Source organism: Blautia sp. HCN-1074 (assembly GCF_037890165.1).
In the GTDB taxonomy this organism is placed as follows: Bacteria; Bacillota; Clostridia; order Lachnospirales; family Lachnospiraceae; genus Blautia_A.
In genome coordinates, this window is the sequence record NZ_JBBKBP010000023.1 from 15,827 (window position 1) to 40,501 (window position 24,675).

General features: G+C 42.2%; 24 protein-coding genes. 2 read left to right on the top strand and 22 right to left on the bottom strand.

The window, feature by feature from the left end:
- Position 1 precedes the first annotated feature (1 nt).
- The 3 genes from recG to WKT11_RS15930 form a co-directional block, all read right to left on the bottom strand.
- The gene (recG, locus tag WKT11_RS15920) at positions 2-2,056 is read right to left on the bottom strand and encodes an ATP-dependent DNA helicase RecG (protein WP_340285201.1); all 2,055 of its coding nucleotides are present in this window, start codon (positions 2,054-2,056) and stop codon (positions 2-4) included.
- 233 nt (positions 2,057-2,289) lie between these two features.
- Positions 2,290-3,924: a DAK2 domain-containing protein gene (locus tag WKT11_RS15925; RefSeq protein ID WP_445291953.1), complete on the bottom strand. Its 1,635-nt coding sequence runs from the start codon at positions 3,922-3,924 to the stop codon at positions 2,290-2,292.
- 58 nt (positions 3,925-3,982) lie between these two features.
- Positions 3,983-4,342, bottom strand: coding sequence for an Asp23/Gls24 family envelope stress response protein (locus WKT11_RS15930; RefSeq protein WP_020993850.1), 360 nt, complete (start codon positions 4,340-4,342; stop codon positions 3,983-3,985).
- 207 nt (positions 4,343-4,549) lie between these two features.
- Between WKT11_RS15930 and rpmB the strand changes: the two genes are divergently transcribed.
- Positions 4,550-4,738 (top strand): 50S ribosomal protein L28, encoded by a 189-nt coding sequence (gene rpmB / locus WKT11_RS15935; RefSeq protein WP_019161496.1) that lies wholly within the window; start codon positions 4,550-4,552, stop codon positions 4,736-4,738.
- Positions 4,739-4,970: 232 nt separating this feature from the next.
- Here rpmB and WKT11_RS15940 read toward each other — a convergent pair whose 3' ends face one another.
- From WKT11_RS15940 to rsxC, 17 genes are all read right to left on the bottom strand, one after another.
- Entirely contained in the window at positions 4,971-5,108 is a 138-nt protein-coding gene (locus tag WKT11_RS15940) for a hypothetical protein (protein WP_178760763.1), read from the bottom strand.
- Positions 5,109-5,191: 83 nt separating this feature from the next.
- Positions 5,192-5,563: a GerW family sporulation protein gene (locus WKT11_RS15945; protein WP_117677344.1), complete on the bottom strand. Its 372-nt coding sequence runs from the start codon at positions 5,561-5,563 to the stop codon at positions 5,192-5,194.
- Between the two features lie 2 nt (positions 5,564-5,565).
- Positions 5,566-6,633, bottom strand: coding sequence for a DUF2953 domain-containing protein (locus tag WKT11_RS15950; protein ID WP_118247878.1), 1,068 nt, complete (start codon positions 6,631-6,633; stop codon positions 5,566-5,568).
- 4 nt (positions 6,634-6,637) lie between these two features.
- Positions 6,638-6,949 (bottom strand): hypothetical protein, encoded by a 312-nt coding sequence (locus WKT11_RS15955; protein ID WP_117677346.1) that lies wholly within the window; start codon positions 6,947-6,949, stop codon positions 6,638-6,640.
- Between the two features lie 172 nt (positions 6,950-7,121).
- A complete protein-coding gene (locus WKT11_RS15960; RefSeq protein ID WP_055060056.1) occupies positions 7,122-7,577 on the bottom strand; it encodes an NUDIX hydrolase in 456 nt (151 codons plus the stop codon).
- A 292-nt stretch (positions 7,578-7,869) separates the two neighbouring features.
- Complete coding sequence (locus WKT11_RS15965) at positions 7,870-9,369, bottom strand: peptidoglycan D,D-transpeptidase FtsI family protein (protein ID WP_117845861.1); 1,500 nt, start codon at positions 9,367-9,369, stop codon at positions 7,870-7,872.
- Positions 9,278-10,651 carry an FtsW/RodA/SpoVE family cell cycle protein gene (locus WKT11_RS15970; protein WP_117677348.1) on the bottom strand — a complete coding sequence of 458 codons (1,374 nt, stop codon included), beginning with the start codon at positions 10,649-10,651 and terminating at the stop codon, positions 9,278-9,280. Before WKT11_RS15970 ends, WKT11_RS15965 begins: the two co-directional genes overlap by 92 nt.
- Positions 10,652-10,656: 5 nt before the next feature.
- Entirely contained in the window at positions 10,657-12,936 is a 2,280-nt protein-coding gene (locus WKT11_RS15975; RefSeq protein ID WP_340285202.1) for a peptidase U32 family protein, read from the bottom strand.
- Between the two features lie 244 nt (positions 12,937-13,180).
- Positions 13,181-13,588, bottom strand: coding sequence for a cell division protein ZapA (gene zapA, locus WKT11_RS15980; protein WP_117677350.1), 408 nt, complete (start codon positions 13,586-13,588; stop codon positions 13,181-13,183).
- Between the two features lie 246 nt (positions 13,589-13,834).
- Positions 13,835-14,839 (bottom strand): Holliday junction branch migration DNA helicase RuvB, encoded by a 1,005-nt coding sequence (gene ruvB / locus WKT11_RS15985; protein WP_340285203.1) that lies wholly within the window; start codon positions 14,837-14,839, stop codon positions 13,835-13,837.
- 31 nt (positions 14,840-14,870) lie between these two features.
- Entirely contained in the window at positions 14,871-15,479 is a 609-nt protein-coding gene (gene ruvA / locus WKT11_RS15990) for a Holliday junction branch migration protein RuvA (RefSeq protein ID WP_117845857.1), read from the bottom strand.
- Between the two features lie 174 nt (positions 15,480-15,653).
- Entirely contained in the window at positions 15,654-16,445 is a 792-nt protein-coding gene (locus WKT11_RS15995) for an RnfABCDGE type electron transport complex subunit B (RefSeq protein WP_117677353.1), read from the bottom strand.
- A gap of 13 nt (positions 16,446-16,458) precedes the next feature.
- On the bottom strand, positions 16,459-17,034 hold the full coding sequence (locus WKT11_RS16000; protein WP_117677354.1) for an electron transport complex protein RnfA: 576 nt from the start codon (positions 17,032-17,034) through the stop codon (positions 16,459-16,461).
- Positions 17,035-17,040: 6 nt separating this feature from the next.
- Positions 17,041-17,751: an electron transport complex subunit RsxE gene (rsxE, locus tag WKT11_RS16005; protein WP_117677355.1), complete on the bottom strand. Its 711-nt coding sequence runs from the start codon at positions 17,749-17,751 to the stop codon at positions 17,041-17,043.
- On the bottom strand, positions 17,751-18,359 hold the full coding sequence (locus tag WKT11_RS16010) for an RnfABCDGE type electron transport complex subunit G (protein WP_117845853.1): 609 nt from the start codon (positions 18,357-18,359) through the stop codon (positions 17,751-17,753). Before WKT11_RS16010 ends, rsxE begins: the two co-directional genes overlap by 1 nt.
- Positions 18,356-19,333 (bottom strand): RnfABCDGE type electron transport complex subunit D, encoded by a 978-nt coding sequence (locus WKT11_RS16015; RefSeq protein WP_117845851.1) that lies wholly within the window; start codon positions 19,331-19,333, stop codon positions 18,356-18,358. The genes WKT11_RS16010 and WKT11_RS16015 overlap by 4 nt, the downstream gene beginning before the upstream one ends.
- A 15-nt stretch (positions 19,334-19,348) precedes the next feature.
- On the bottom strand, positions 19,349-20,665 hold the full coding sequence (gene rsxC, locus WKT11_RS16020; RefSeq protein ID WP_117677358.1) for an electron transport complex subunit RsxC: 1,317 nt from the start codon (positions 20,663-20,665) through the stop codon (positions 19,349-19,351).
- A gap of 316 nt (positions 20,666-20,981) precedes the next feature.
- On the opposite strand from rsxC, the gene WKT11_RS16025 reads away from it, so the two are divergent.
- The gene (locus WKT11_RS16025) at positions 20,982-21,986 is read left to right on the top strand and encodes a ribonuclease H-like domain-containing protein (RefSeq protein WP_340285208.1); all 1,005 of its coding nucleotides are present in this window, start codon (positions 20,982-20,984) and stop codon (positions 21,984-21,986) included.
- Between the two features lie 135 nt (positions 21,987-22,121).
- Here WKT11_RS16025 and WKT11_RS16030 read toward each other — a convergent pair whose 3' ends face one another.
- Both WKT11_RS16030 and WKT11_RS16035 read right to left on the bottom strand, forming a co-directional pair.
- Positions 22,122-23,312 carry a M20 metallopeptidase family protein gene (locus WKT11_RS16030; protein ID WP_340285204.1) on the bottom strand — a complete coding sequence of 397 codons (1,191 nt, stop codon included), beginning with the start codon at positions 23,310-23,312 and terminating at the stop codon, positions 22,122-22,124.
- A 22-nt stretch (positions 23,313-23,334) separates the two neighbouring features.
- Positions 23,335-24,456, bottom strand: a complete 1,122-nt coding sequence (locus WKT11_RS16035) for an acyltransferase family protein (protein ID WP_118630447.1) — start codon at positions 24,454-24,456, stop codon at positions 23,335-23,337.
- Positions 24,457-24,675 lie beyond the last annotated feature (219 nt).

A 24,675-nucleotide genomic window follows, 5' to 3' on the forward strand; every position in this document is an offset into this window, starting at 1 on the left:
CTTATAATCCCAGATTTTGCAAATCTTCTTTCATATACTCAGACAGCCTTTTCTGCAATTCCTGATTCTGCGGAAGGCTTAAATCTTCATCCAGAGAAAGAATATCTGCCGCTGTCTCACTGGCTGCTTTCAGGATATCCGCATCCTGATAAATATCTCCAAGTTTAAACTCCAGCAGACCACTCTGGCGGATTCCAAACAAATCTCCAGGGCCTCGAAGCTTCAGATCTTCCCCTGCGATGTAAAATCCATCATTAGATTTATTCAGAATTTCCAGACGTTTCGAAGTCTCCTTCGCCCCATTTCCCTGCATAAAAATACAATAGGACTGATATTCTCCACGCCCTACACGCCCACGAAGCTGGTGAAGCTGTGCCAGTCCAAAACGCTCCGCATTCTCCACCATCATCACTGTCGCATTTGGCACATTCACGCCTACCTCCACAACCGTCGTCGACACAAGAACCTGGATTTCTCCCGCTGCAAAAGCCTCCATGACCGCATTCTTCTCTTTCGCCTTCATCTTCCCATGAAGAGACGCCACCTTAATATCAGGCGGAAAAACATTCCGTATCTTCATCGTATAATCCAGAACATTCTCTCCATCCATGCCCTCACTCTCTTCAACCATCGGACAGATCACATAAACCTGACGTCCCTGACGGATCTGCTTCTCCATAAAAGAATAAGCCTTGGGCCGATAAGAAGTATCCACAACACAATTCTTAATAGGAAGTCTCTGCGCCGGAAGCTCATCAATCACAGAAATATCCAGATCACCATAAATAATGATAGCAAGAGTACGCGGAATCGGTGTTGCACTCATTACCAAAACATTCGGCGGATTTCCCATCGTCGTCAGGGCTTCCCTCTGCTTCACACCGAAACGGTGCTGCTCATCCGTAATAACAAGCCCCAGATTATTATACTGCACCTTCTCCTGTATCAAAGCATGCGTTCCTATGACCAGATTCGCCTCTTTCGATACGATCAGCGCATATTTTTCCCGCTTCTCCTTCGCCGTATCCGATCCGGTAAGCAGTACCGGATGACCAAATTCTATATTATGCTCCTGCAACAACTTCTCCATCGCCTGAAAATGCTGCCTCGCCAAAACCTCCGTTGGCGCCATCAAAACAGCCTGATAACCATTCTCAACCGTCATAATCATCGCCAGAAAAGCCAGAATCGTTTTTCCGCTTCCCACATCTCCCTGAACCAGTCTGGACATCAACGCCTGGCCACTTAAGTCCCTCTCAATTTCATGCCAGACATTCAGCTGAGCCTTCGTCAAATCATACGGCAAATCCTCTATAATCTTCTCCGTCGTCCAGACAGGATGCATCGGAAACTCATTCGGCGCCTCTTCCGTCTTCTCCTTCAACCTCTGCACCGCAAGAATAAAAAGAAGAAACTCATCAAACACCAGACGCCTCCTGGCAGATAACAACTCCTGCATATTCTTCGGAAAATGAATCGCCGGAACTGCAAAATTCCTGTCTGCCAGATGATACTTCTCCTTATATTCATCCGCCAGATACTCCGCCTGAAGATTCTGCTCCTTCAACACCTGATGAAGCAGCTTCACGATTGTCTTATTCGAAAGCCCTGAAGTCAGCCCATAAATCGGCTGAAGACTATGCAGAATCTCCTCATAAGCCGCCGGAGTAAAAATCTCCGGATGCTCCATCTGCAGCTTTCCCTGCTTTCTCGCGATTCTTCCCCTCAGAATAAAAGCACACCCTTTTCTCACCGTAGAACGCAAATACGGCGCATTAAACCAGGTAACCGAAAGCCTCCCTGTAAGATCCGCCACCGTAGTTGTAATCACCTGAAGATTTCTCACCTGATTCACATATACCCCCGTAACAACCGTCCCGGAAATTGCCACAACAGAGCCCTCCTCCACTGCTTTAATCTCCACCGGCTCCTCATACGCATCATAATTCCGGGGATAATAACTCAACAGCGACTCCACATCCGTCACCCCGATTTTCGAAAACAGCTTCTCTGTTTTCTCACCTACACCCTTCAACGTACGCAAAGATGTTGACATATACCACAGCTTCCTTTCTTTCCATAAATATTTCGTATCACATTTAAATACCAGGCAGGAAAATTATTTGTTTTTAATAGCTTGGAATATCTTAGAGCTCGAAACCGCATATAAAAACAAATAACTTTCCTGCCGTCCCCTATTGAAATACGAAAACGGATATACCTCACCTCTCCGGCGACCTATATCCGTCCTCATTTACCTATAAATATTCATTTAAATCCTAACGACCATTATTCAACGGAAATAACATAATAATAAATCGGCTGTCCGCCCGCATTAAGTTCCACATCACAATCCGGATAAGCCTCCTCAAGTGCTGCTGCCAGTTCCTCAGCTTCCGCTTTCTCAGTATCAGCACCATAATAAATACTGATCACCTCAGAATCCTCATCCACCATCTCTGCAACAGTCTCCTTCGTAACTTCCACACGATCCTTACCAACAGCCAGGATTCCATGATCACCGATACCCATGATATCTCCCTCATGAATCTCCTTATCATCAATTCTGGTATCACGAACCGCATAAGTAACCTGTCCCGTCTTGACATTCTCGATTGCCTGAAGCATTGCCTCTGTATTCTCAGCACTGTTCTTCTCAGGCACATAGCTGATCATAGCAGTGATTCCCTGCGGAATTGTCTTAGTCGGAACAACTACGATCTCTTTATCTTCTGTAAGATCCCTTGCCTGATTTGCAGCAAGAACAATATTCTTATTATTCGGGAAGATATAGATGGTCTTTGCATTTACTTTTGCGATTGCATTCAGCATATCTTCTGTACTTGGGTTCATTGTCTGACCACCTTCGATCAGATAGTCTACTCCCAGTTCCTTAAAAATCTCTGTCATCCCATTACCAACAGATACGGAGATAAACCCAACTTCCTTCGGAGGCTGTGCTGCTACTTCTTTCTCTTCCTGTTCAGCCTGCTCTTTCGCCAGCTTCTGGGCATCTTTGATCAGTTTCTCCTGATGTTCCTCACGCATATTGTCAATCTTCATGCGGGAAAGAGCACCAAATGTAAGAGCTTTCTCGATTGCCTGTCCAGGATGATTTGTATGAACATGTACTTTCACGATTTCATCATCTGCGACAAGAACGATAGAATCACCCAGTGACATAAGGAATTTCTTGAATTCATGCTCTGTCTCCCCGGACATCGGCTGATTCAGAAGAATGATAAATTCTGTACAATAGCCAAATTTAATGTCAGCCTCTGTCTGAGCATCAATCTTAGTTACTGCAGGTCCTTTCGCTTTATCAAACTGAGTATAATCGATCTCTTTACCAAGGAAACCATCATATGCACCATGATATACTTCCAGGAGTCCCTGTCCGCCAGAGTCCACTACTCCTGCTTCTTTCAGAACAGGAAGCATCTCCGGTGTCTTCGCCAGAGTTTCCTCTGCATGAGCAATCACACCTTTAAAGAATGTATCCAGATCCTCTGCTGTCTCTGCAATTTCAACAGCTTTCGCAGCTGCTTCTCTTGCAACAGTAAGAATTGTTCCTTCTTTCGGTTTCATAACCGCCTTGTATGCAGTCTCCACACCTTTCTCCATCGCTGCTGCGATAGCGCTGGCATCCAATTCCTTGCTGCCTTTAACGCTCTTGGTAAAACCACGAAGAAGCTGGGAAAGGATAACACCTGAGTTACCTCTTGCACCGCGCAGAGAACCGGAAGAAATCGCTTTAGCCAGTGACTCCATATCAGGCTCTCCAAGAGATCCTACCTCTGCAGCCGCTGCCATAATTGTCATTGTCATATTGGTTCCTGTATCTCCATCCGGTACCGGAAATACATTCAGTTCATTGATCCATTCTTTCTTAGCTTCCAGATTCTTGGCTCCTGCAAGAAACATTCTGGAAAGTATTCTGGCATCTATGGTTTTGTTATTCACCACAAGTTCCTCCTCTATCCTAATCAATTGCACGTACACCTTCTACATAAATATCGATCTTATCAATCTCCATTCCTGTAAAGGCTTCGACTTTATATTTGACATTGCTGACAAGGTTGTCTGCAATTGTGCTTATATTCACGCCATATGCCACAATAACATGGAAATTCAGGCGGATTTTATTGTCTTCAGTAATTCTGACACTGATACCATGTTTCAGGCTGTTCTTACCAAGAAGCTTAACCAGTCCGTCTTTCATGCTGACTGCAGCCATACCTACGATACCAAAACACTCTACTGCAACGCTTCCTGCGTAGGTTGCGATTACATCTGTGTCAATTATGATCTGACCTAATCCGGAATCTATACGTCCATTCATATGGTTACCTCCAATTAATATATTGTATGTAAGTGTATTATAACCTCTTTTTACAGAAAAGGAAATATAATTTTTGAGTTTTTTCCTTTTTTTGCTTGCAAAAGCACAATTCATCTGTTACAATGTAATCTGTTGAACAAAAGGTTACTGTTTTAGACACCAGGCACACAGCAGACAGTAACAATAAAGCGTCAAGGAGGTGCTATCATGGCTAAATGTGCAATCTGTGAAAAAGCTGCTCATTTCGGAAATAATGTAAGTCATTCACATAGAAGATCCAATAAAATGTGGAAATCTAACGTAAAATCCGTTAAAATCAAAACTGCTGAAGGCGGAGCTAGAAAGACATATGTATGTACTTCTTGCTTAAGATCCGGTAAAGTAGAAAGAGCATAATAACACCAATTGCCCCTGTTTTTACAGGGGTATTTTTTTTACCTTTTAGAAAATCAGCCTCTCATTTCCAATGATCCAATGGATATTTACAATTACATGAAACTTACCTAATCTGTTAAAATCCACAATTATCAGATAAAAATATAAGAGACCACAGTCTGCCAGATATTCTACAAAATTTTATAGAAATCATGGCTGATCCTGTAGTCTCTTTTTCTTTTATATATTATTTTCAGTGGCAGAAAAGATGATATCCCAGCAGCAGGAAAATTCCGGCTGAAACTACCAGGATCACATTCTCTGCGATCAATAATCCGATCACCATCCCAAGCCCTATGAAAAACAGCATAAAACCTATCAGCTTTTCCAATTCTTCTGCGCCTTTTCTTTTTCATTGGTTTGATATAGTTTATGCAAAAACTCTATTATGAATGCCTATAACGGATTTCTGTCTTATTTTTCAGGCTCACTGATTGGTTCATCGTCACCTTTTCCTGATGTGAAACGATCTACAAAATCCGGCACCATATCAAGAATCTTGGTCAGTCCATCCTGATTCTTCACGTTGACAAGTTTGGTTGTTCCATTCTGAATTACAAGTACTGCGCATGGAGTCATCTTTCCGGCCATTCCACCGCCGCCGTTATCCTTCTTCTCTCCTGAGAAAGCACCGGCACCTACGCCAAAAGAAACATCCATCAGAGGAAGGATGATCGTGTCGCCTACATGGATTGCTTCTCCCACTACAGTTTTTGCAGAGATAAAGCTGTCCATTCCCTTGAATAATGAGTTTACAGTTTCTTTAAAGTTATTTTCGTTTGCCATGGTCATGCCCTCCTGGTTTTCCAACGTTTTATAACGTATTTTATATTTTTATCAAAATAAATGATCAATGCAGCGCGCAGAAAAACAAATCCATAGATTCTGCCTTTTGCCCTGATATTTCCCTGCAGATAATTCTCTCCATCAAAGCGAGGATTGATCTGAACACAGTTCTTATGAAAAGGAATTGTCATACCAAGTACAGCAAGTGCTGTTCCCGTCAGCGCCGGATCTTCAAAAGAAAATGCAACCTGTCCTTCTATCTTTGTAGGGAAAATATGCTTAAGAAGAAATTTCGCATGTTTCCACACCAGAGTTCTGGCAGCTTTTACTCTCGGATGTTCGAGAAAAGATTTCCACCAGGACAGATTATTTTTGACTTTCTTGAGTGTCCTGCGAATATTTTGCAATTTTGTCCGAATTCCTTTGAATATATTTCGAATTCGGTCATATATTCTTTTAATAAAGAACGTTTTCTGTTCTGAAACCTCCTCTGAAGCTGTATCTTCTGGTTGAATTTTATTTTCATTTGTCACCGTTTCAGTATTTTCTGATTCATTATCTGGTTTGTGCTGGTCCTGTCTTATACTTTCTTCATTTTCATTGATTTTAGTATGATTTTCAGTAGAATTTACACCTTGGTCTGCCGAATCATTCAATAATTTTACTTCTGATTCATGCTCTTCATTCTTTGAATTTACCGCCTGAGATCTCGAATTTTTTGTACCAGATTTCGATTTCTTTGAAGTGTTCTTTGTATTCTTTGTATTTTCCGAATCTGATTTTTTCTTCTGGCGTTTCTTCAATAATTTATCTACGGGAATTCCAAATAGATGAAACGACATTTCCATCTGCCGATCTTTCCATTCAGCTTTCAGCGAAACTCCATGAAATAACCAGCTTACAACGCCTTCTCCTTCTATCTGATTCCAGGCTCCTTCCGTCTTAACAGCTGATGCCTTATATCTCACAGGGCAGAACAGAACAAGAAGCACTGCCAGTAAAAGAAGTCCCAGCAGGATCCCCAGTATGATCAATATAAACTTAAGGATCAGCCATAAAATATGTAACATATTCTCACCTGTTTTCTATATATTCAGCTATTGCAAAGGTTCCTGTCTCCGTATACATTTCATCAATCAGGCTCCTCACCATCTCCAGAGCCTCTTCCTTGCCCTTTGCCATTCCTATGATTTCAGGACAGATTCCGTAAAAGCTCTTCTGGAATAACATCGCTGCCGGAATAATATCCATAAGATTAGATGGATTTTCTGATAATGTAAGAAGATAAATGCCTGGCACCAGTTTTCCACTATTTAATTTCTTTTTTATCTTACCGGGATTCTTTACAGATTCCCCTGCCAGAAAATTCTCCTGCCACTTTAGCATCTTACACCTTCTCTCATTTCTGCCTACACCAAATCAATAAGCTTATCCTTTTTATTTCTCAGTCTTTTATATCCCAACAGTCATTTCTTCTGTAACGTAATTCATTTAAAGTATTCCCGTTTTCTCCTGAATTTAAACCGGGCTGCGTCGTAAAAACACAGCCCTGTTCTCGTTAATAATACTTATGCTGTTTTCCCCAGAGTCCGTTGCTTCTCATTTCCAGATATTCCTGATAAGCACGTTCTACAATCTGCTTTTCATTGGAAAATCTCAGCAGATGGTAGATCTCATGGAATTTGTAATATCCGGAATCTACAAAAAACTCTTCTCTTTGGGGCTTACTATGATAATTATCCGCAGTCATCAGATACCAATGTACCTCTTTGGAAACCACGTCCTCCGGAACGGTAAAGTTATATTGGCTCTTCCCGATATATTTCACAATGGTCGCACGCACTCCAGCCTCTTCCATCACTTCCCGCAATGCCGTCTGTTCATGCGTCTCACCCGGTTCCACTGTTCCCTTCGGTAATACCCAGCCCTCATAACGGTTCCTGTAAGATTTATACAATGTAAGAATCTTACCCCGATGAATTACCACACCGCCACAGCTCGTTGCTTCTATCATAATGCAATCCCTCCTGTTTTGCGTGGTATTATAAACTGAATATAGTATACCTCTTTTTCCCAAAACCCGCAACCCGTAAATATGAAATCATTGCCGTTGTTACTGTTCACACACCGCTATCCCAGGATACACAAGCCAAATTTCAATTGCTGCTGGCAAGCCAAAATAAATTGGGACTGTATTACTGAGAAGATAATGAACATTAATGCTACCGATATTGCTGGATATAAACTAAATGCTCTGTTCAAAGATTTTTTCAAATTCCTCATTGAACAGAGCATTTCTTTAATTATCAGTTGTCATAATAATATGCATCAAAAATCTGTCCGGCAATCGGGACTGCTGCTTCGCTTCCCGTACCACCATTCTCAACGATAATAGCTACCACGAGATCCGGATTATCTACATTCGAATAACCGATAAACCAGGAATGGCTGGAGCCATTTTCATCAAATTCCGCAGATCCGGTCTTGCCTGCTACCGTATATCCTCTTCCATTCAGTGCAGATGCCGTTCCATTCTCTACAACACCTTTCATCAGTTTTCCAAGGATATTCGCCTCGTTTGTAGTCATTAATTGTTTATAGCTCTCCGGTTCTGTTGTCTTGACTGTTTCTCCGTCTGAGCTGACTATCGAATCAATCAGATATGGTTTCATCAGTTCGCCACCATTTGCGATCGCACTGGTAATCAACGCCATATGCATTGGAGATACCAGGGTATTTCCCTGACCGATTGCAGTCTGCATAACCTCTGCCACCGAAGACTTACCATTTAATGTAAACGTACTCTTTTTATAAGAAGTAAGAGGAAGGCTCTTATTAAAAAGAAGATTCTCTGCCGTCTTTTTCAAAGAGCTTCCACCAAGCATAGTTCCAATCTCCGCAAATGCACTGTTACAGGAATTGGCAAAAGCACTGTAAAAGTCTTCCTGTCCATGAACTGTTCCACCATAACAGCTGATTGTATGATCTTCCATGGTAATGCTACCCTCACAGAGATAAGAAAAACCTTCCAGACTTCCCTTTGTTCTGAAGTAGTCAAGAGCAGTTACCACTTTGAATGTAGAACCCGGAGGATACGCTCCGTTGGTCGCCCTGTTCAGAAGGCTGCTGTCATTGGAATCATTAACCAATGTATCCCAGTTCTGGGAGATCGTATTTGGATCAAAATCCGGCTTGCTTAATTCCACCAGAATCTTTCCCGTAGATGGTTCAATCGCAACTACCGCACCTCTTCTGTCTCCAAGGGCATTATATGCCGTTGTCTGAAGATCAGCATTTAAGGTTGTCACTACAGAATCACCCGTATTCTTCTGATTCAGAAATTCATTTTTTATCTGATTCAGAAAGAATTCGTGAGATGTCAGAAGCTGGAAGTTTGCTTCTGATTCCAGTCCGCTTTTTCCATTTGTATCATATCCAACCACATGAGCAAACATATTTGCATATGGATAGGTACGCTCCTCTGTCCCATCTTCATAAACATTAGTCTGGGCAAGCACCTGCTCATCCGCAGATATGATCTTTCCCCTGACAACTCTGTCTGAAAATGTATCCTGTCTTGTATTATACGGACTGTTGATAAAATCATCGCTCTTTGCATAATTAAAGTAGACCAGATACCCGATCATGCTGACAAAGATCAGCACAAAAAAACAGGATACCAGTGTATATTCCCGATTACCGGGTCTTCTTTTTTTAGAAATCTCCTGAGCCTTGCGCTTCTGACGCTTCCTGAGCTCTTTGCGCCGCTTCTTTTCTTCGATATCTCTCAATTTCTTCGTCCTCATCTTCTCTCAAAATATACAATCCCTGAATAATTGCCAGCATCAGCACCGTACTCGCCACAGAGCTTCCTCCGTAGCTGACCAATGGAAGTGTCACACCTGTCATAGGGATGAATTTCGTTGCTCCGCCTATTGTCAGAAATACCTGAAATGCATATTCCGTACCAAGACCAAGCGCGATCAGTTTATAAAATGGCTTCTTTATCTTAAGTGCAATATTTACAATCATCAGAAAGAAATTCATACATACAAGGATCAGACAGATTGCAAAAATACACCCCAGTTCCTCACAAATGGCGCTGAATATAAAGTCATTCTTAACAACCGGAATCTTCTCAGGGGAGCCCTGGCATAATCCCATTCCAAACCATCCGCCGGTTCCAATCGCAAACAATGACTGAACGATCTGATATCCTTCATTCTGATATACAGCCATAGGATCTTTCCATGCTGTCACCCTCTGGCGTACATGCCCGAACAAATGATATGCAATAACTGCTCCGACCGAACCGCCGCCAAGGCCAAGCGCCAGATATCCTACATTCTTGGAAGCAACATAAATCATCACGAGGTATGCCGCAAAGAAGATTACCGCACTTCCCAGGTCTCTGGAAAGCACCAGGATACCAACATGAAGCCCTGCCACGATAGTAGCCTGGACTACTTTTGAAAAATCTGCACCATTTCTCAATAATGCTGCCATAAAAAATACAAATGTGATCTTAATTGCCTCTGATGGCTGAATTCCCATCAGAGAAAGCTTCGCTCCATAGCTTGTCTGTGCAAGCACAAGTACCGCCGCCAGCAGGACAATTCCGATTCCGGCATAAACCCATGTCAGGTCTTTGAGAAATTTCATTTTTCTGATCAGTACCGGAACGACAAGTGCTGCCACATTCACACCGGTTACGATCACCAGCTGTCTGGTTGCCGTTGATACATCTAATCTGCACAGCATGATAAATCCAACGCTCAGAAGCATGCACATATTATTCAGCAGTAAAATCGATGCTTTCTTATATATAAGTCTGTACAGAATCTGGATTCCTGCAAAAAACGCCATCATCTCTACATAAAACAGAATGACCTGAAACTTACCAGTCTTCAGGTAGATGACCAGAAACGCAGTAAAGTCCATAAAAAAGATAAGCATCAGCTGCTGCCGCAACGATTCGTTTCTCTCTTCCTCACTCTGCTGTTTCACCAGATAGAAACAGTGAAAAGTATAAATTACCATCAGGGTAAGGATCACATACTTGGATAATTCTACAATTACATTAATCATATGCCTTACTCGGCTCCTCTTTTAAAATGTCCCTTAGTATAGTCCCGCTTCGGAGGATTCTTCTCATTCAGATAAACGTCCCTGAACTCTTCATAAATCTTTACTGCATCCTGCGGTTTCTCAATTGTGAATGCAAGTCTCAGGGAAGAAACACCCAGTCTGTCTATCTGTGATTTTTCCTTCAGCAGACCATAAGGAATACTGTTGTAAATGATATTATAGCAGGGTATGCGGGAATTTGTATTCTCCATTTTCCATGGATTACATACACATTTGGCTGTAAATTCCTTATCATAGCGGTCCTTCATAGTCACCCACTCTTCTTTATGATTACACCCATAAACATTCTTATGCACGCATTGAGCAGAAATCATAAGCGGCAGATAGCCATAAATGAGCATCTCGCTATTCCGATTATCTCTGTGACGGATTTCTCCCTCATTTAGCTCAAGAGGCACTGTATTGCGCATAACATGCTGTCCGATCCAGAAATCAACTGCTTCGTCATTCCATGTATACATGCTGTGATCCAACACACATTTCTCTGCAAGCCCGGCTTTCTTAAGAATTGCAAAAGTTTCCAGATTTCTTACAAGAAATCCTGTCATTCCTCTGTCCAGCCAGTTATCTATCTGGGCAAGAAGATTTTCCGGAAATTCTCCTCTCATAATGTGTGGCAGTGACAGATACATCTCCATTCCTCTGCTCACACCTTCATCAAGACAGGCTTCCATCGCATCACCGTTAAGGTACATTCCCTGTATCCCTTCTCTTTTATATAACGCAAGAGCGGTGGATTTTTCTTCACATGATATATAAATTGGCAGCGTTTTTTGTATTTTATCCGCTTTTTTGTTTGTATGCTGACTGTTTTTTTCTACTTCTTCTCTTCTATATGATTTAAGGATTTCTTCTTCCAATGATTCCAACGCCTGTCTGCGGACTTCATTCAACATTTTCATCGGGATAAAAATGCTCTCATCCATCTGAATTTCCAGATTCTCCCACTCATATTCCGTATTTCCAAGCTTCTCCATCTGTGAGCGGATACGTTCCTCAGTCAGCGGTTGATTCTGTGCATACTGCACTTCTCCAAGGGATGCAGATCCATGAATTCCCCTGCAGGATACATCCAGTATAGCAGGACTTCCCGGGAAAAGAATTAACGTTCCCTGAATTTTTTCTTTCTTTTTTCTTAATACAGGCGTGATATCTCCAGTCTTCTTCTCATTTGTGAACGCCATCATAGATGGACCATTCTGCATCTCATAGTATCCGGTACAGGAACCGCCTCTGTTAAACAAATCCAGCAGATATTGTCTGTCTTTCTCCGCTACTTTATAATTCTCAGCACCTTTCTCAAAAAGAATGTCCAGATATTTTCTATATACAGATGTTACTCCCGCTGTATATCCCGGCTGTTTCATTCTTCCTTCTATCTTAAGGGAAGTAACTCCTGCCTCAATAATCTGCGGAAGAATTTCTATTGTAGAAATGTCTTTCAAACTCAGCGGACATACTTCTTTCTGAAATTTATCCTGTCGGTTTCTGCTACTCTGATTTTTATTTTCAAAATTTCTATTCGTACGATTTTTATTTATGTGACTCTTATTCGTACAGTTTTTACTTCTCTGATTCTCAGTTTCCTCCCTGTATTCTCCGCACAGTCCTGTCTGATACGGCAGGCGGCATGGCTGGGCACAACGTCCTCTGTTTCCGCTTCTGCCCCCAAGAATGCTGCTCATCAGACACTGTCCCGAATAACTGTAACATAATGCTCCATGGACAAACGATTCTATCTCTATCGGGCTTGTCTCATGCATTCTCCGGATTTCATCAAGGGAAAGTTCTCTGGCAGTTACCACGCGGGACGCTCCCTGCTCTTCCAGAAACTTCATTCCCTCAGGACCAGTTACCGTCATCTGTGTGCTGGCATGAAGATGCATTCCCGGAAACATCTCCCTGATCATCTTAAACACACCCAAATCCTGAACGATCACCGCATCCAAGCCTTCCTTATAATACGGAAGCAGATAATCATAAAGCTGTTCGGAAAGTTCTCTGTTCTTTAGAAGCGTATTTACTGTCAAATACAACTTCTTCCCATGAATATGCGCAGTATCTATCGCACGAAGAAGTTCCTCTTCACCGAAATTCTTTGCATAGGCTCTCGCACCAAATGCTGCGCCACCCACATAAACCGCATCTGCTCCTGCACCGATTGCAGCCTCAAATCCCTCATAGGAACCCGCAGGTGCCAGAAGTTCTATCTCTTCTCTTCTCACTTACATACCTCATTCCAAAATATTATTCATTCTATAGCAATTCTACAAAATAATACAAATAAGACAGTCCAGCAGAGTGCGAAGGACAAGGAAGATATCTGCCGGCGTGCTGACGCACAACAAAGATATCTGCCGCGGGACTTCACGCTCTGATGGTCTGGATTAATTGCATTATTTTTGGGAATTGCTATAAAAGCACTAACAAATCATAAAGGGGAAATCACCGAAGCAATCCCCCCTCTTATTATTTCAGCAGCTCGTCGATCTGCTTTTCCAGTTCTTTATTCTTTCCTTCCAGAAGGCTCTTCTGTTCAAGTGCTTCCTGCTCATTCTTCTGAGCTTCCTCAATCTGCATGCGAAGCGAAATCAGTTCATGCTTCAGATCATACATCTCCTGATCCTTCTGCTGTAAATCCTGTTCAAAAATCTCCGCCTGCTTCTTTGCCTTAAAATAATCATCCGTAATATTCAGGCTTAAAAGTGTATGCTTAGTTTCCATCGGCTGTCTGCTGTAACCAGGCATACCGCTTAATTCATCCATCTTTTTATTTATATAGGATGCTACTTTCTGGAAATATTCTTCCGATTCATAACCTCCCAGCGTAATAATCTTACCTCCTATGATTACCTTTGCTGTATTTTTGACCGCCATCCGTACGAGCCTCCTGTATCTTAATTATTACTATTTTTCAGTAATCTGAATTGTCTCTGTAAATATACATATATGTCATTTCCTGCCCATATCAGGCAAATAAAATCATCCAATTTACCATCAGGATTATCTGTCTCCTATTTATTGAGATTCTCAGACATTTACTTCATTATACTCGAAAGCGGTCGAAATGTATAGGAATTTTTAAAAAAGTTTTAATTTTTATCTCTTTAACAGTTTTTTTACTCAGTTTTTATCAGGCATCGGATACCCCAGATGTTTATACGCCTGTGCAGAAGCCATTCGCCCACGCGGTGTGCGGTTCAAAAAGCCATTCTGGAGCAGATAAGGCTCATACACATCCTCCAGAGTACCTGAATCCTCTCCAATAGCAGCCGCCAGCGTCTCCAGGCCGACCGGTCCGCCCTGGAAGTTCACGATCATGGTCTGCAAAATTCTTCTGTCAATCTTATCAAGTCCATACTGATCCACTTCCAACAGATTCAATGCAAAACAGGCCACATCATAAGTAATCCTGCCGTCATATTTCACCTGCGCGAAATCACGTACCCTCTTCAACAGACGATTGGCAAGTCGCGGCGTTCCCCTGGATCTCTTGGCAATCTCCGCAGCACCTTTCTCATCGATCTCCACTCCCAGAACCTGCGCTGAACGGATAATGATCGTCTGTAATTCCTCATGCGTATAAAATTCCAGATGGTGCATCACACCAAAACGATCACGAAGCGGTGCAGAAAGAAGTCCTGCTCTCGTAGTTGCCCCTACCAGAGTAAACTTAGGCAGATCCAGACGAATCGACCTGGCTGAGGCACCCTTACCAATCATAATATCAATCGCATAATCCTCCATCGCAGGATAAAGCACCTCTTCCACCTGTCTGTTCAGACGATGGATTTCATCGACAAACAGAATATCTCCCTCCTGCAGATTATTCAAAATCGCCGCCATCTCCCCCGGTTTCTCAATCGCAGGACCGGAAGTCACCTTCATATGAACTCCCATTTCATTGGCAATGATACCGGAAAGCGTCGTCTTACCAAGCCCCGGAGGACCATAAAACAACACATGATCCAACGCATCATGCCTCTGCTTGGCAGCCTCTATATATACTTTCAAAGTATTCTTAGTCTTCTCCTGACCAATATAATCATCCAGAGTCTGCGGACGAAGATTCCCCTCAAGCGAAAAATCCTCCTCCGTCACATCTGTAGTTATAATACGTTTCTCCATTTAATACTGCTCCTGACCTTTCAACAATCACTTAAAAATTCTTCAACGCAGCCTTCAGCAGTCCTTCCACATCATCCGGTGCCACATCCGTAACCTTACGCACAGCGCGAAGTGCATCTGTACTGCTGTAGCCCAGCGCAACCAGCGCCTCCACAGCTTCCTGTCTGCCATCCGAAATCTCTCCAAGTCCCGCAACAGCCTTCTCCTGCTCATGAGCCAGTTTCAGTTCAAAAGCATCCTCCAGCTTCATCTTATCCTTCAACTCAAGAATCAATTTCTGAGCTGTCTTCTTACCAATTCCAGGAGCCTTAGACAAAGTCTTCACATCATCCGAAAGAATCGCAAATCTCAATTCATCCGCAGTAATTCCCGCCAGAACTCCAACAGCCGCCTTCGGACCTACTCCGTTCACGCCCAGAAGCAGCTTAAACATCTGCAAATCATCCTTAGACCTGAAACCATACAACTGCATGGCATCCTCTCTCACATTAAAATAAGTATGAATCTTCACTTCCTCTCCCATATGAATCTGCGAAAGATCCGTACCCGTCATATATATCTCATACCCGATTCCCCCTGCCTCAACAATGACAGAATTCTCGGTCATATCCACCGCCGTTCCACGAACAAATGCAATCATAATGCTTCCTCCGTTTCCATCTTCATCACTTCTGAACCATCATAACACATCCCCTTCCAGAACGCAAACATATATTCGGATTCCTGAAATAAATTTATTTAGTTTTTTCTAGTACAGCGCAGGACATTATTTAAAAAGAACTGCCATAGTTTCCCATAGCAGTTCTCTCCATAATCACTGAATAATATGTCTCGGACAAGCCTCTTTGCAGGCTCCGCAGTTTGTACACTTACTGTAATCTATATGTGCACAGAAATTATCAACCGTAATTGCCCCATTCGGACAAGTCTTCTCACACTTCTTACATCCGATACATCCCACCTCACAGGCAGAAGTAACAGCCTTACCTTTTGCATGAGAACTACACTGTACAAATGTAGTCTGATCATAAGGAACAAGCTCAATCAGATGTTTCGGACATTTTGCAACGCACTTGCCGCACGCCTTACATGCCTCTTTGTCAACGACAGCCACACCATTCACTACATCAATCGCACCGAACGGACAGGCCTTCACGCAGCTTCCGAATCCAAGACATCCAAATGCACATGCCTTCGCTCCGCCACCAGGAATGAATGCCATCATTTCGCAATCTTCCACGCCTGTATATTCATAATTATCTTTTGTCTTCTCACAGGTACCTGCACATTTTACATATGCAACCTGACGGGCTGTCTCAACAACTTCCTGTCCCATGATTGCTGCGATCACTTTGCCGACAGGCTCACCACCTACAGGACATCCGTTTACAGGTGCCTCACCCTTTGCGATTGCTGCTGCCAGACCATCACAGCCAGGATAACCACAGCCACCACAGTTATTTCCAGGAAGAGCCTCACGTACGGCTACTTCTTTCTCATCTACTTCCACAGCAAATTTATTACCGGCCACTCCAAGGAAAATACCGATAAAAAGGCCTACTGCCGCAACCAGTACAGTTGCCGCGATAATTGCTCCTATATTCATACCAGTCCCCTCCTTAAATCAGTCCTGAAAATCCGAAGAAGGCAATTGCCATCAGTCCGGCTGTCAGCAGAACTGTAGGGAATCCCTGGAAGGATTTTGGAATGTCATTGTATGCGATTTTCTCACGGATACCAGCCATCAGCACGATAGAAATCGTAAAGCCGACTGCTGTTGCAAATCCGTTAACTGTTCCCTGAAGGATATTGTATCCTTTCTGTACGTTTGTAAGGGCAACACCGAGAACAGCACAGTTTGTTGTGATCAGAGGAAGATACACACCAAGTGCCTGATACAGAGAAGGCATTGCTTTCTTAAGGAACATCTCTACAAACTGTACCAGTGCAGCAATCAGAAGGATAAATACGATTGTCTGCAGATAAGTCAGGTTTGTAGGAACCAGAATAGCATTATAAATGATACCTGTCACAAAAGATGACAGTGTGATAACGAAAATGATCGCGCCGCCCATACCGGCTGCTGTCTCCACACTCTTGGAAACACCAAGGAAAGGACAAAGACCAAGGAACTGGCTGAGGACTACGTTATTTACGATTGCTGAGCTTACAAGTATGATCAAAAGTTCTTTCATAATCCATTACCCCCTTTTTCCCTTGCACATGGTATTTCCGCAGGCTGCACAGCTTCCGCCGCAATCCGGATTACTCGGATCAATGCCACGTTTGGCAGCACCAAGTTTAAATTTGTTCTGTAATGCTGAAAGAGCTGCCAGAACAAAGAATGCTCCAGGTGCGAGAATAAAGATCGTAATTGGTTCATAACCAGCTTTACCTGCTGCAGCATCTGCCAGAGGAAGAATCTGGTGTCCGAAGATAGAACCGGCACCGATCAGCTCACGAACTGCACCAATACAGGTAATACTCAAGGTAAATCCAAGTCCCATACCAATACCATCAAATAAAGAAGCAATCGGTTTATTCTTGGATGCATATGCTTCTGCACGTCCAAGGATGATACAGTTTACTACGATCAGAGGAATATAGATTCCAAGAGAGTCATACAGACTTGGGATAAATCCCTGTAAAAGGAGCTGTACAACTGTTACAAATGAAGCAACAACTACGATAAATGCAGGCATACGTACTCTGTCCGGAATAAAGTTACGTAACAGAGAAATCATAAGGTTAGATGCCGCAAGAATTACGGTTGTAGTAAGTCCCATTCCGATACCATTAGTTGCAGATGTGGTGATGGCCAGTGTCGGACACATACCAAGCATCAGTACAAAGGTAGGATTTTCTTTGATGATTCCGTTATACAAACGTTCTGCAGGTGTGTTTGGTTTCATCACTGATTTCCTCCTTTCTCATACTGGAATGCACAAAGACCGGCGTTGACACCGTTTGTCATGGCATTCGTTGTGATCGTGGCACCACTTAAAGCATCAATCTGATTGTCTGCTGTGGCACCTGTTTTTGTATATTCAAATTTATCAACTTTCTTATCTTTGAACTGATCTTTAAATGCATCTGTGTTTGCTCTCATACCAAGACCTGCGGTCTCACCGATGGAAAGAATGGAAATTCCGTTTAATGTTCCATCATCCTGAATACCCATGGCAAACTGGATATCTCCGCCGTAACCTTCAGAAGTAGTTACTGTAAATGCATATCCCAGTTCATTACCGGAAGCATCTTTCGCAAGCATTGTCTCATCAATAGACTGTGCGGCATATCCGTTCTCGTCCAGGAAAGACTGGAGCGCATCTGCGTCTACATCTACTACATCAAAGCTGTCAGCGTCAGCAAATACTGCTTTGTACGCATCCTGTTTCGCCTGCGCTTCCTGCTTTGCGATCGGATCTGCTGTAATATCCTGGACTACACCAAGTGCAAGTCCGGCAACAAGTGTGATCACGGTAATAGCGATCGTATCTTTGATAATTCTGTTACTCATGCTTTTTTGCCCCCTTTCCCAAATGCCGGGTGACGAGTCACACGTTCAATCATAGGAACTAACAGGTTGCAGAAAATAATCGCATAGGATACGCCCTCTGCGGAACCGCCGAAAAGACGGAAAATCGCGGTCAGTACACCAAGACAGACACCATATACATACTGTCCTCTAGGTGTGATCGGTGTTGTGACATAATCTGTAGCCATAAACCATGCACCAAGCATCAGACCACCACCAAAGATGTGGCTGAACAGATAATTTACGTCAAATCCTTTTCCTGTTCCTAACATATAGAGGATTACAAATACTGCAAAAGATCCGATATAAGTAAGCGGAATCTTAAGGTCAATAACTTTAAAAATCAGAAGAATTGCTGCACCGATAAGAATTGCAAGTGCAGATGTCTCACCGATCGTACCCTGGATATCACCAAGGAACATATGTAATACGGATACAGAGCTGTCTGTAAATCCATTCTGTTTCAGGGCTGCCAGCGGAGTCGCACCGGATACTGTATCCACAACACCTCTGAATTTATCACTTACTGCAAAGTCTGTCATCTTTCCTGCGAAAGAGATCATCAGGAAGCATCTTCCTGCCAGCGCCGGGTTCATAAAGTTCTGTCCCAGACCACCGAAGAGCTGTTTTACAACGATGATTGCAAATGCACTGCCAAGTACAGGCATCCAGAGTGGAATAGATACCGGCATGTTTAATGCAAGTAATAAACCTGTAACAACCGCGCTGAAGTCTGTGATCGTATTCTTCTTGTGCATCAGCTTATCATAGATCCACTCAAAGAATACACTGGAAGCAACTGTGATCACTACTACCAGTAATGCGCGAACGCCAAAATTATAAATTCCAAACAGCGTGGTCGGCAAAAGCGCCAGCGCAACCAGCTGCATGATTTTGCTTGTTGTCATCTTATCCCGGACATGGGGATTGGATGATACATGTAACATCTGATCCATTATGATGTCCCCCTTTTACTTTTTCTTACGGCTTGCCAGAACCATCTTACGCATAGATTTGATCATCTGGGTCAGCGGACGTTTGGCCGGGCAGATATAACTACAGCAGCCACACTCACAACATTCCATACCATCAAACTTCTGGAAGCTCTCCATGTCACCATGCTCTGCAAAAGTTGCAAGTCTTGCAGGAATGACATGCCCAGGACAGACTCCTACGCATCTGCCGCAGTTAATGCATGCTGTCTGTTCAGCATCTGCTACATCATCTTTCTCCAGACAGAGGCATGCAGAACTTGTCTTAATACATGGTACATGAGTATCATACATGGCAAATCCCATCATAGGGCCACCGGAAATCACCTTAGATACATTGTCTGTCAGACCACCGGCAGCTTCAATCAGTTCTGCCATATCTGTTCCTGAAAGGACATCAAAGTTCTGAGGATTCTTAATTCCCTGTCCTGTTACTGTTACGATACGGTCCATAACAGGTTTTCCAAGGATAACAGCTTCGTAAACAGCAATCACTGTATCTACGTTATCTACTACGCATCCTGCATCTGCCGGAAGCATGGTGGAGTTGATCTCTCTGTCTGTAACGGCCTTGATCAGGAATCGCTCACCACCCTGTGGATACTTAGTCATCAGCTCCGCAACTTCAATACGCGGAATATCCTTTACCATCTCTTTCAGCTTCGCAATACAGTCAGGCTTATTATCCTCAATACAGATATATCCCTTCGCATTGTCAAAAAGCTTCAGCATAACTCTCAAGCCCTCGATCAGCTTCTCAGAATCATCCAGCATTCTTCTGTAGTCGCTGGTAAGGTACGGTTCACACTCAGCACCGTTTACAAGGATATGATCAATTTTATCCGGTTCCTTCGGAGCAAGTTTTACCTGTGTCGGGAATCCGGCACCGCCCATTCCCACAACTCCTCCTTCTTTGATTCTTGCAAGGATCTCTTCTTTAGATAAATCCTCCAGTTTCGCAGGAGTGTATTCTATACTCTCATATTTCTGGTCATTCTCAATAATAATAGAATTAACCATGGATCCTGTTGCTGTCAGGCGTGGTTCTATTCCCTTTACCATACCGGAAACAGATGCGTGGATCGGTGATGAGACAAATCCTGCCGCATCTGCGATCTTCTGTCCTGCAAGCACATGATCTCCTTTCTGAACTATCGGCGCAGCCGGCGCACCGATGTGCTGGGAAAGAGGATATACCATATCTCCCTTAGGCAGATATTTCACTACCGGACTGTTCTTGGATAATTCTTTTCCGTCATAAGGATGAACACCACCCTTAAAGGTTAAAATTCCCATTTCGTTCCCTCCTTTTTATATTAAGCATCTCAAGAGTGCTTTTTTCCTATCTGAGATATAACATCTGAGATATAGCAAGCCTTTCATACAGACTGAAGAAACTACATATGATAAGCCAATTCACGAGGTGCTGAAAATCAATCCTCAAAATTGATAAATTCCACATGCTTTTTCTTCCCTTTTTTGTATATTTTTATCACTTACAGTTATACTATAAACCATTTTTTCAAAAAAAGCACTACCCAAATTTCAATTTCTTGTGTATAATTAAATACAATTTCAGAAAGGAAAAAATGTTAACATGATTGTTAAAAAAATGCCCATTTTGCAAGGGTTTCCAGACTTTGAGACTGTTAAATTTTTCACTGGAAAATTCTTCCAGAAATACAATTTTTCACCTGTTTTTTACGACATTGAAACCACCGGATTATCAAGAAAAACCACGTATTTATACCTGGTCGGAGCTGTTGGAATTGAAGATAAAACTTGGACTTTTTATCAATGGATGGCCGAAAATGACAAGGAAGAAGAAACAATTCTGAGAATTTTTTCACAATTTCTTGAACAGTATGATTGCCTGATTTCTTACAATGGAGAACGCTTCGATCAGCCCTATCTGGAAGCCAGATATGAAAAATATGGTCTTCCATCCCCATTTGAAGGAAAAATTTCTCTGGATCTCTATCTGACCTTGAAGCCATTAAAGACACTTTTGAAACTCCCGGCCATGAAACAGCCATGCCTGGAGGAATTTCTCGGAATCAAAAATCGAATTTATGACAATGGAAAAGAATGCATTCAGCTTTATAAAGATTTTCTGAAAAAGAGAGACCACGTGATAGCCGATGAAGTCCTTGGCCATAACCTGGAAGATGTGCTCGGACTTGGGAGAATTTTTGAAATGCTTGGTTACCTTTGCATTTATGATTCAGAATATGAAATTACATATGGGGAATTCGACGGCGAAAACCTGATTCTGGAAATGAAGCTTCCATGTAAATTGCCGCAGAAATTTTCTAATGGAAATGAACAATTCTATCTGACCGGTGAGGATGAACTTGTGAAATTTATTGTCAAAGCAGAAAACAGTAAATTGAAACAATATTATCCTAACCCGAAAGATTATTATTATCTTCCAGAAGAAGATACCGTTATCCCGAAATCTCTCGGATCCGGAATTGACAAAAAACACCGGAAAGCAGCCACCAAAGATACCTGCTATACCTGGTACGCCTGCTCCGATGCTTTTCTGAATAATCCACAGCAGCAAAAAGAATATCTGAGACATACTCTGCCGTATTTACTTGGGACACTAAAATAATAACCAGATAAGCCCCAGAAAAGGTCATCACCTGATTCTATTTCTCACCACATAAAATCAGCTCTATCTGCTTTTATACATAATTTTATCAAAAAAGCTGACGCCCCTGCATCTCAGGAGTTACCATACCAATATTCATGTGAACGAATCCGTAATATCTTTGCTTCCTATTCTCCTGACTATCTCATACAGTGCTTCTACACTGAACGGAAGAATCCTCTCATCCAGCCGAAATTTCGGGTGATGCAGGGGATATTCTTCTCCGCGAATTCCTGCCAGAAATACGGTAAACAGCCCTTTTGTTTCCCTGAAGTACCGATAGGCATTGTCACCGGATAAAAACAGTTCGTTTTCTCCCTCCAGAACAAACTTTTCACCAAATATTTCTTTCCCGACACATTTTGCAGTCTGTACCAGTTCATCATCATTTGCAAATGCATACACCGGAGATTTCGGAAATTCCATATGAATGTCTGCCCCTGTCCTTATCTCAATTTCCTGCAGACATTTTTCCAGTTCTTCCTTTAACGCAACATATGTTTCTTCATGAACTGCACGGATGTTTCCATTCAACACTACATGATCTGCAACAATGTTCGTATATTCACCACCATGAACCGTACCAATTCCTACGATATATTTTCCTGGATTTATATGTTTCTTTTTGAAATTTTCATTCAGATCATGAATAGCGTTGACTACCTGTGAGGCAGCATAAATGGCATCAATCCCTTTCTCTGCCTCGCACCAGTGGCTGGATTTTCCATGAACATGAATCTGCATACTGTTGATCATAGAAGATGCCTGTCCCTGATGAACCGCCATCCCCAGTGTCATATCTGCTGCATAATGAAACATCAGGAAAGCATCCGCTTTCGGGTTCTCTAAAGCGCCAGCCTGAAGCATCCTTTTCGCTCCCTCTCCGATCTCCTCTGCAGGTTCAAAAAGGAAACGGATCCTGACAGGAAAATTCTCCTGTTCTTCTGTCACAATTTTCGCCAAAATCAACGCAGCAGCAATAATAAAATCATGTCCACAGGCATGCATACATCCATCATTTACCGAAGCATATGCCATATCCGTCTGCTCCTGTATTGGCAGCGCATCCATTTCAGCTCTGAGAACCACCATTTTCTCTCTGTCCGAAAGACCTGGAAGTTCTGCAATAATGCCTGTAGGTTCTACATGGTTTATTTCATACCCTAAATTTTTCAGATACTTTTGAATATATGCAGAAGTTTCTACCTCCTGAAGCGCAAGCTCTGGATGCTGATGGAAATATCGTCTCAGTTTAATTAATTCTTCTGTATAATTTTGAATGTGCATGATATGCTCCTGTTGCTTTCTATTAGTTTTTTCCACTCTTTATCTTATTTACAATCGAAATATATCCCTGAACCAGCAAATCCGTTACTACCAGCACAATAACTGACCATATGAGGCATCCTTTTACACTGAATCCACCAAAAGCAGCAAAACCGCCAATCACATAATATACACCTATATGTACAGCATATATCTTAGATATCTGTTTTGAATAATAGCACAGCTTATGATATCCGAATTTCCATTTCTCTATAATCGGCATTATCCAGAATGCAATCGCAAAAACAAACATTATCGCACAGAAACTTCCTGCTACCTTTGCAAGTCCCGGAATTCTGTACTGTTCAAGCATATAATTAAAAAATTCTTCAATGCCCGGATGTAATATCATGCAACATGCAAACCATATCACGGCTATCACTCCGCATATTATCCCGCTCTTCCTGTAAAAATCACCTTTTTCATTCTCAGGAATTCTTCTGAGTATCTTTCCAAAAACATAGCCCAGAAATACATAACTTAAATATGGAAAGAAACAAAAACTTGTCTCACCTTTTCCGCCAAAAGTCATATCCAGGATCCAGTTAATTGCCGAATTATCAGAAACCAGCAATTTTGCAAATGGCGATATGATTGCTACTATTATGGCACTTATTATATAACCTCTCAGGCTTACTCCTAATTTCCTGTATATAGCCAATACAAGATAACACATACCCGATATAAAAAATATATTTACAAACGTAAGCGCTGCATACAGATTTTCCGCATATGCTTCTCTACCAACTGCTGATTCACCTGCAATCAGATTTCTTATACCAAAGCTGATCACTATCGCTGCAGCATAACATAAATTACTCAATCCCTGATATAATAGTAATTTTACACCGTTTTTAACCATATCTTCAGGTTTAGAATGCCGTGTAAAGACACTTCCAAAACCCATGGCAAACAAATAAAGACAGGCACCTGTCGGCATAAATAGTGTAAACAGAACCATATGTGCATTTGATGTCACAGCTTCCATGTTTCCTATTGTCTGAAATGAATGAATAAAGATTATCATAATCATCAGGAACCCCTTCACCAGATCCAGTTCCCTCTGTCGCCCAACATTTACTTCTTTTTCTCTTAATATAAACATTTTTCTCACCTCGTGTCCCTCAGGCAGTAAGGAATCCTGCTAACAGATAACCCAGAAAAGCTTCCGAATTTCCTGAAAACTTCCAAACCCAACTGGCAGTTTTTTCAATTCCAGTATACTTTACACGCTCTAGAGTAATGTGCAAAAAGAACAAGCTCTTCGCAGTCTCCCCAGCGTATTTTTATTTTACCATTTAGCAGGTCAAATAGCAAGTCAATG